The organism is Moorena sp. SIO1F2, from assembly GCF_010672755.1.
In the GTDB taxonomy this organism is placed as follows: Bacteria; Cyanobacteriota; Cyanobacteriia; order Cyanobacteriales; family Coleofasciculaceae; genus Moorena.
The window spans coordinates 1-8,194 of the sequence record NZ_JAAHFV010000294.1 but is presented as its reverse complement, the minus strand read 5'-3'; the positions used below and the strand labels follow the sequence as shown (position 1 = coordinate 8,194).

At 44.7% G+C, this 8,194-nt stretch carries 6 protein-coding genes; 3 read left to right on the top strand and 3 right to left on the bottom strand.

Going from position 1 to position 8,194, the window contains the following annotated elements; translation table 11 throughout:
- Window positions 1-166: 166 nt before the first annotated feature.
- Entirely contained in the window at window positions 167-1,558 is a 1,392-nt protein-coding gene (trxB, locus tag F6J94_RS25815; RefSeq protein WP_293045375.1) for a thioredoxin-disulfide reductase, read from the bottom strand.
- Window positions 1,559-1,731: 173 nt separating this feature from the next.
- Complete coding sequence (locus F6J94_RS25810) at window positions 1,732-2,916, bottom strand: hypothetical protein (protein ID WP_293045370.1); 1,185 nt, start codon at window positions 2,914-2,916, stop codon at window positions 1,732-1,734.
- A 780-nt stretch (window positions 2,917-3,696) separates the two neighbouring features.
- Between F6J94_RS25810 and F6J94_RS25805 the strand changes: the two genes are divergently transcribed.
- Window positions 3,697-5,118, top strand: a complete 1,422-nt coding sequence (locus F6J94_RS25805; protein WP_293045365.1) for a FecR domain-containing protein — start codon at window positions 3,697-3,699, stop codon at window positions 5,116-5,118.
- Window positions 5,119-5,185: 67 nt separating this feature from the next.
- Here F6J94_RS25805 and F6J94_RS25800 read toward each other — a convergent pair whose 3' ends face one another.
- The gene (locus tag F6J94_RS25800; protein ID WP_075905363.1) at window positions 5,186-6,295 is read right to left on the bottom strand and encodes a metallophosphoesterase; all 1,110 of its coding nucleotides are present in this window, start codon (window positions 6,293-6,295) and stop codon (window positions 5,186-5,188) included.
- Between the two features lie 366 nt (window positions 6,296-6,661).
- On the opposite strand from F6J94_RS25800, the gene trmB reads away from it, so the two are divergent.
- Both trmB and F6J94_RS25790 read left to right on the top strand, forming a co-directional pair.
- Window positions 6,662-7,303: a tRNA (guanosine(46)-N7)-methyltransferase TrmB gene (gene trmB / locus F6J94_RS25795; RefSeq protein WP_075905361.1), complete on the top strand. Its 642-nt coding sequence runs from the start codon at window positions 6,662-6,664 to the stop codon at window positions 7,301-7,303.
- Window positions 7,304-7,429: 126 nt separating this feature from the next.
- Window positions 7,430-8,194: response regulator (locus F6J94_RS25790; RefSeq protein ID WP_293045355.1), on the top strand; the 765-nt coding region annotated here is incomplete at its 3' end.

Here is an 8,194-nt window from a genome sequence, read left to right as displayed (position 1 = left end):
TAGTTTGATGGATAGACTAGGCCCTCTAGTAAAAGACAAAAAGCTGGGGAATGATTGTTTGGTTGAGGTCATCCTTCATCCTTGATACTGATAGCATTTATCATACTGATCAGGTAAACAATCTTGTGAACCTTTTGCCTTTTGCCTTTCGCCTTTTGCCTATCTCTTAAACAGTAGTTGGTAAATAGCGTTCAATGGCTTGACGATACTGACTCTTTTGCTTAATTCCTTTAAATTCCGCTAGGAACTCTTTGTCCTTAAATAACTGTACGGTAGGTGTTCCCACCACTTGAGCATTTTCAGCTATTTCTCTGTCTTGGTCAATATCGATCTCGACAAAGTGAATTTTGCCATTATACTCATCTACTACTTTATCCAGCATGGGCTTGAGAATTTTACAAGGACCACAACTGGGGGAAATATACTTGACCATGATTATGCGATCGCTTTCATGGAACAGTTTACGCAAGGCATAGCCCCCCAGATGGCGTGTTTCCTTGATATCAAAGGTTTCCGCCGTCTCAGCTACTGGTTTTTCTTCAGTTTCTTCAGGTTTTTCAGCCGTTGGCTGTTCTGATGCCGGTTGTTGATGATACTCATGAATTAGGTTATTGGCAGATAGCCAGCGTTCTGCTAACATAGCCCCCATACAACCTGTTCCAGCCGCAGTGATGGCTTGACGGAACTCATGGTCTTGGACATCACCAACAGCATAGACTCCCTCGACACTGGTTTCCACCGAACCGGATTTAGTGACAATGTAACCGAGCTGATCTAACTCCAGTTGTCCTCTAAATAAGGATGTGTTAGGAGTGTGACCAATAGCGTAAAACATCCCCCGAACTGAAATATCCTTTTCCTCACCAGTTTCAGTATCCTGGACTCTTACGCCAGTCATCGAACCATTGTCTCCAAACACATCAACTGGCTGAGTATTCCAGTGAATAGTAATTTTGGGATTATTCAACACCCGGTCTTGCATGGTTTTGCTAGCTCGCATCTCATGCCGACGTACTAGCATATGAACATGGGAACCATACTTGGTCAAATATACAGCTTCCTCTGCCGCTGAGTCACCCCCCCCGACTACCGCCACTTCCTTACCACTGAAAATCGGAGATGCACCATCACAGATGGCACAAGCTGAGATCCCATTACTCCAGTACTGAGCTTCGCTGGGTAAATGCAACCGTTTCGCTGTTGCTCCGGTAGCAATCACAATACTATGGGTTTTTACTTCCCGTTCCTCAGAGCGCACAGTAAAGGGACGCTGACTTAAGTCTACAACGATCACATCTTCGGTATAGCATTCTGTTCCCCAGCGTTCTGCTTGAGCCTTCATCCGTTCCATTAATTGAGGTCCGGTGATTCCCTCTGGGAAGCCAGGGAAGTTTTCTACTTCTGTAGTAGTCATCAGCTGTCCACCAGGGATTCCCCCAGCTTGAAAGCCTTCAAACATTAAGGGTTTCAGGTTAGCTCGTGCCCCATAAATCGCTGCTGTGTAACCGGCAGGACCAGAACCGATGATGACAAGATTTTCTACAGAGGAGTTGGACATCTGATAAACAAACTCATAACGACTACGTTTTTAGTATAACTGAGTATACCATATACAACTTAGCGAATGTTGTAATACATTTAAATTGTGAATAGGGGCGCTTTGGAGGTAAGAATTCAGCTGACTGCTGACTGCTGACTGCTGACTGCTGAAAAGCGTACAACCTGACTTTCTCAAAACAGAGGTACATTAAAACTCATACCTGTACCGAAAACTGTCCCATCAAAATTAATTCTGGAGTTGGAAGAAGAACCAAAGCTTTGTCCAGCATACAAATAAATTTGACTATTACTAGAAATCTTATAACTGACACGACCAATTAACTGATGATAGTTATCATACCGTTCCCTTTCGGTATAATCAGATAAGGCAAGTTGGTAACTAAGAGCTGCTTTAAATCGGGGATAGGGGTAATAGGCTAAAGATGCTCTGAAAACATTACTAATCTTAGAGCGTGTCTCTGGATCAGCAAAACGTAGGTTTAACTTATAGGACGTATCTAAGGCTAAGTCCTTTGCTAACCAATCCCGTCGGCTGAGTCTAAGATATACAGAATTATAATGAGCGAAGCGATCGCCTCCCTCTTGCTTGAATAACTGTTGATTGCTCCATCCTAACTCCCCATAGGTTCTTTTCAATAACTTCTGACGAACTCCTAGGTTAACTTTCAGTTGATTATAATCAAGTTGGGATCTATCTCCATAACGCACTATATTACCACTTACTGAGGTTATGAGCTTAGTGTCAGGTCCGAGGGATGGTACAGCTAATAGGGTTAGTCCTGGTCTCAACAGACCATCATCAACTGGATCGACTCCAGCGAAAATATTATCGCTTCTGAAATAACTGACTCTACCCTGTAAATATACTGTAGGTTTAGGGGGAGTCGGTGGTTTTTCTTGGAGCCGCAAACGGAGCACCCCCAGTTCCGGGTCTCCATCATTAGCGTTGGAATCTGAGTTTGAACTATTATCTCCAGAAGCAGGTTTACCTTGAGATATCTGTGACCTGTCAACTACCTCAGTTGAGCTAGAACTCGATGAATGCTCACTGACAACAAAGGAAGATAATAGTTCTCCACCACTCCCGATTTTCCCCTGAGATAACTTAGGAGTACAATGCTGTTTTAACTGATCAGTATTAGCTTGGTGTTCTGTACCACTAAAAACTAAACTGACTGCTGGCTGATGGGAAATACTGTCTATGGGGTAACATCCAGACCAAGCGGGTTTACTGATGGTCAGTGTACTTAAGACAATCAGATGTCCCAAAGTAGCTAAATAGGTTTTTTTAATCTGGTGCTGGGGAGGATGATCATCCTCAGAGTTGTCGTGATATTTTTTATTTTTTGAAACCATATTTAATTAAAAAAAATTATCGTTAAATTAATAAAAAATTAAGAGAATAAACATTAATTTTTATTAAAATAAATAATAAAGTTCAATCATGATAGTTTAATACTCATTACTCTAGAATAGTCGTTGCTAAGCTGTGAGCGGTCTACAGGGTTTTTCCTAACAATGAGGTACACAGTATTTTTGGCCTGCTCCCTGCTCCGAGGCTCCCTTCCCCCCTTACTAAGGGGGGTTAGGGGGGATTCCTGCTCCCTGACTAAAAAATAGACAAGTTAAATGAGCAACAGCTTACCAAAATTGATCAATGCAGGTAGGGTATTTTTCTCCCAGCTAATAATTACTAACCACCAGCGGTGTTTTCAGGATTGACTAACCTGTATTTCATACTACTCTGAAGAAAAAATATCCTGACTTGACTTAGAGCCTACAGAATGTCGTATAGGAGAGTTTTGTACCTACTCTTCGAGAAGGCAACGCCAAAGCCCCGTAAGCTATCAGCTAATGCGCTACCTCAAGCGCGTCGTTCGCACAGCGTGGCCAAACGCGCCCCGCGTGGCCTAAAGGCCAAGGCCAAAGCCTGTGCCACCCACGCTACTTGAGGTTCTGATCGGGAAAGTTCCAGGGTCTAAAGCGCGACTGCATCAAGAAAAGAGCTAAGCATTCGTTTAATCTCTGTTAAATCAGCTGATAGCACCTCAAGTAGCACCATCTGTAGCGCATTAGCTGAATGCTGACCTCTCAACTACCTGACAATACTGACCTTTGAGCTATTGGAGCTGCCCAGTGTTTCGCAAGACAGTCCTAGTACTTTCCATCTCTCTATGGAGCGTTAATTTACTAATTTTTTCTAAACCAGTCAGTGCCGAAATTCCCTTAACTCGTGCTGTGCTAGAGAAGCTACGTAACCGAGTGCGATTGATTCCTCAAAATCAGTCAGCTCGACCAGCCCGTCCATCTGATGCCATGACGATAGGAGATGCACTGGTAACAGCTCGCTCCTCCATGGCTCAACTGCGCTTCAATGATGGTTCCCTAGCCCGACAAGGAGAGTTAGCTGTCTTTCGATTTATACCTAGAAGTCGTACCTTTGAGCTATCTAATGGCACACTACTGCTGTTAATTCCTCCAGATCGGGGTAAAACTCGAGTGCGTACACCCAATGCCGTGGCTGGGATTAGGGGGTCAGCTCTGTTCATGCGATATATATCTGATACCAATACAACAATTGTTGGAGCTCTTACCAATAGCGGTATTGTGGTCTATAATCGCACTCGTTCTCAAGTTCAGGAATTAAAAGCTGGGCAGATCGTGGTTATAACCGAGGATCAAATTGAGCAGGTTTATGAATTTGACCTCAGAGAGTTTTATGAAACCAGTGAATTAGTCAAAGGGCTGAATTTGACCCAGACAGGACCGGCGGATAGTCCAGATCAAGCTTTGGATTTAGTGCGAGGGGAAATTGCAGATGCTCTAGAGGCGCAAGTTCCTATTATTGGCAACAACATAATTGTTAATCCTACTTTCATTCGTCTTCGGGGGAGTGAATCGGACGAGTTTCCCAGTGCTGATTTTAGTGTGATTGATGGTGGTGTTGATGTCTTCGATCAAGATGTGGGTTCTGAGAATTCCAATGCCGATATCACTGATCAGGTTAACCAGTTAGATATCAGGTCTACCTTGGAAACCGGTGAGTTTCTTAACACTGAGCAGGAGGATGAAACTGTTGAACTGGATCCCGAAGACGTTGACAAACCACTAGAGCCGGAGCCAGAACCAGAACCAGAACCCGAGCCCGAGCCGGAACCGGAACCTGAGCCGGAACCAGAACCAGAACCAGAACCGGAACCGGAACCGGAACCTGAGCCTGAGCCCGAGCCCGAGCCCGAGCCCGAGCCAGAACCGGAACCGGAGCGTGAGCCAGAACCTGAGCCTGAGCCCGAGCCAGAACCGGAACCGGAGCCGGAGCGTGAGCGTGAACCGGAAATTCCTGTTCAGCTACCGGATCAAGGTCAAGGAGTAGAGGATGACTTCCCTGGTCAAGGTCAAGGAGTAGAGGATGACTTCCCTGGTCGAGGTCAAGGAGTAGAGGATGGCTTCCCTGGTCAAGGTCAAGGAGTAGAGGATGGCTTCCCTGGTCAAGGTCAAGGAGTAGAGGATGGCTTCCCTGGTCAAGGTCAAGGAGTAGAGGATGGCTTCCCTGGTTGAGGAAATCCCTGAGCTTATCAGGTTAGTTGTAGTGCTTGAATTTATTCAAGAAAAGCCGTCTTAGTCATTAGTTTTTTGTCAGCAACAGAGTGGTCTGATTATCAATCAGAGCAGGTTTACCATCACTGGTATGGCAGCTAAATGACTCAAAATAGCGACGAACTGGGGTAGGAAACTCAGGAAAGTTGAATACAGCATCACCATCAGCAATATTAGCCCAGAAGTAGCGTAGACTCGGAGCAAGTTTCTGGGCATCTGGTAACGGTAAATTTAAGGGGGGAGAAGTCAGGAGTTTCACCATGAATGGATAAGAGCGATCGCTCATCCATTCTCTAGATATCTGGGGTAGGTTTTCCCAACCAGGGACTGACTCCACTCGATGAGATTCAATTTGTAACCATCTTTTTCCTTGATTATCGGTACACAACTGCAATATCCGGTAGGGGTGAGGATAGCTAACTAATGAACCTGTGGTGATTTCGTAGACTCCCTCTTGATAGGCGATATCCTGTACATGCAAGTGACCTGTAAAGAGTAGATTGACCCCAGCAGTTTTGAGAATATTGTGTAATATTGGACCATTTTCCAAGATATACCGATGTCCCAAGGAATGGTTAGCTTGATCGGGCAAATGCTCGATCACATTGTGATGCACCATCACCAGCACCAATTTATCCTGGCACTGGGAAAGCAATTGCTCAAGCCAGATCAGCTGTTGCTGATCAAGACGCCCTACCTGTTTACCACCGGTATCGAACTGGTTAGAATTTAACCCAATCAGCTGTACTCCAGGCAAAACTTCACAGGTATAGTACAACTGCTCGGGATTTTCATAACCAAATTGGCGATAGTAGTAAGGAAATTCCTTTAGTCCAATCGAGTGTTCATTGGGTAAGATATTGGGGACATCATGATTTCCAGGTACGACGTACACTGGAAAAGGCAACTGGCTCAATCGCTTTTGTAACCAGGCATGATTGTCTGGTTCACCATGCTGGGTTAAGTCTCCTGGTAGGAGGAGGAAATCCAAGGCTTTCTGCTCTAAATCCTCCAGAATCCTTTCTAGGACTGGAATACTAACTTCTACCAAATGAAACCGATTGGGATGATCCCAGATGGTTTGGGGTAACCCGATATGTAGGTCACTTACCACGGCAAAGCGAAAATTTAAACTCATAGCTAAAACTTTTCTTGATTAAACCCTAGATTAATTATTATTAAAATTATCGCTCATGACGTTTGCTGTTATACCATTACAACTCCTTGTTTAGGTTACATTTAACTGCTCACCTAAACAATAATGGATAATCTTTAATTTAGCCTTACATAATTAAGCTTTAGTCTATAAAAAATTTTAAAGATTACATTTAGGATAAATAGAGATGAGTCGGAATTGCGTTCATTGAGGTGCGACCCAAGGGCGCGAGGGATTGCTCGCGCCCTTGGAGGCGCGCACCTAGATCTGACATTTACAACTAGATTAGGGATATAACCCCTAATCCCTGATCCCCCATCCCCTGAGTAAAGTAAGGAGGTGCTAAGGTTGGCTAGAGTTCGAGTGCGACAACACGTTAATCCACTTAGCAAGCAATATCAGATGCCGGTGAGTCCTCCGGATTGGAATCAAGTTTATGCCCAAACGGCTCTTCCATTACATCTGGATATTGGCTGCGGGAGAGGGGAATTTTTATTGCAGATGGCAACACAACAACCCCACTGGAATTTTTTGGGGTTAGAAATTCGGGAACCATTGGTAAAACAAGCCAACAGTAAGGTGGTGGATTTAGGGTTGAGCAATCTCCTATTTTTGTTCTGTAATGCTAATAGTTCTATAGATTCACTCTTTAGCTCTTGGCACCCTGGTGCCTTGCAGCGCGTCACTATTCAATTTCCTGATCCTTGGTTCAAGAAGCGACAAGCCAAACGACGTATAGTGCAGCCCACCTTGGTTGATACTCTAGGGGCTTATTTGACCAGTGGAGGGGAGGTCTTTCTACAATCCGATGTGGAGGAAGTGGCAGTGGAAATGCGATCGCGTTTCGATGCTCATCCAGTCTTCTACCGGCCAGAGACTGCTTGGCTGCCAACCAACCCCCTGCCAGTGCCTACTGAACGGGAAATTTCCACCCTCGCTCGTGGTGAACCTGTGTACCGAATGTTGTTCTTTCGCCGTGATGATGTTTAAGGAATCGTGGAGTAGGAACACTGGTAGCCAAACCGCCTTCTGATTCTATCAGATCAGCGGGCTACTGGTCTGTATGCTCCTGCCCAATTTGCTTCTCCCCTATGGTTCGCTCTACCTAATTAAAGCATGAATAACCATCAAGCTGAGGCAACTCAGGCAGAAATTATGGTTGTGGATGACACACCAACCAATTTGCAGCTGCTATCTTCGATCCTGATTGAGCAAGGCTATCAGGTTAGGAGCATGATCGATGGACTACTTGCCTTGGAATCAGCATTGTGTGATCCACCGGATTTGATTTTACTCGACATTATAATGCCAAAGATCGATGGCTATGAGGTCTGTAAACAGCTGAAATCTAATCAAAAAACCCAGGGAGTTCCAGTAATCTTTATCAGTGCTTTGGATGAAACTTGGGACAAGGTGAAAGCCTTTGCTGTTGGTGGTGCTGACTATATCACCAAGCCATTCCAGGTTGAGGAAGTTTTAGCCCGTGTGGAGAATCAATTGACTCTGCACAAGCTACAAACACAACTGATTGAGCAAAATCAACTGCTGCAACAGGAAATTCGCGATCGCATTTCCGCTCAAGCTGCTTTAGAAGCCCTCAATCAAGAACTTGAAACCAGAATCCAAGCTCGCACAGTGGAACTAAGAGATTACTTAGAACAGCTACGGAACTTGGAATCGCAATTGCGTCAATCACTGGAGCGTGAAAAAGAAGTCAGTGACCTTAAATCTCGGATTATTTTTACCATATCCCATGAGTACCGTACACCTTTAATGACAATTCTATCCTCTGTGGAACTCCTAGAAAAGTACCGTCATACCCGCAAACGGCAGAGCCGTTTGTTGTCATTGAGCAGCGTACTGCTCGTGGTCCCTCTACCA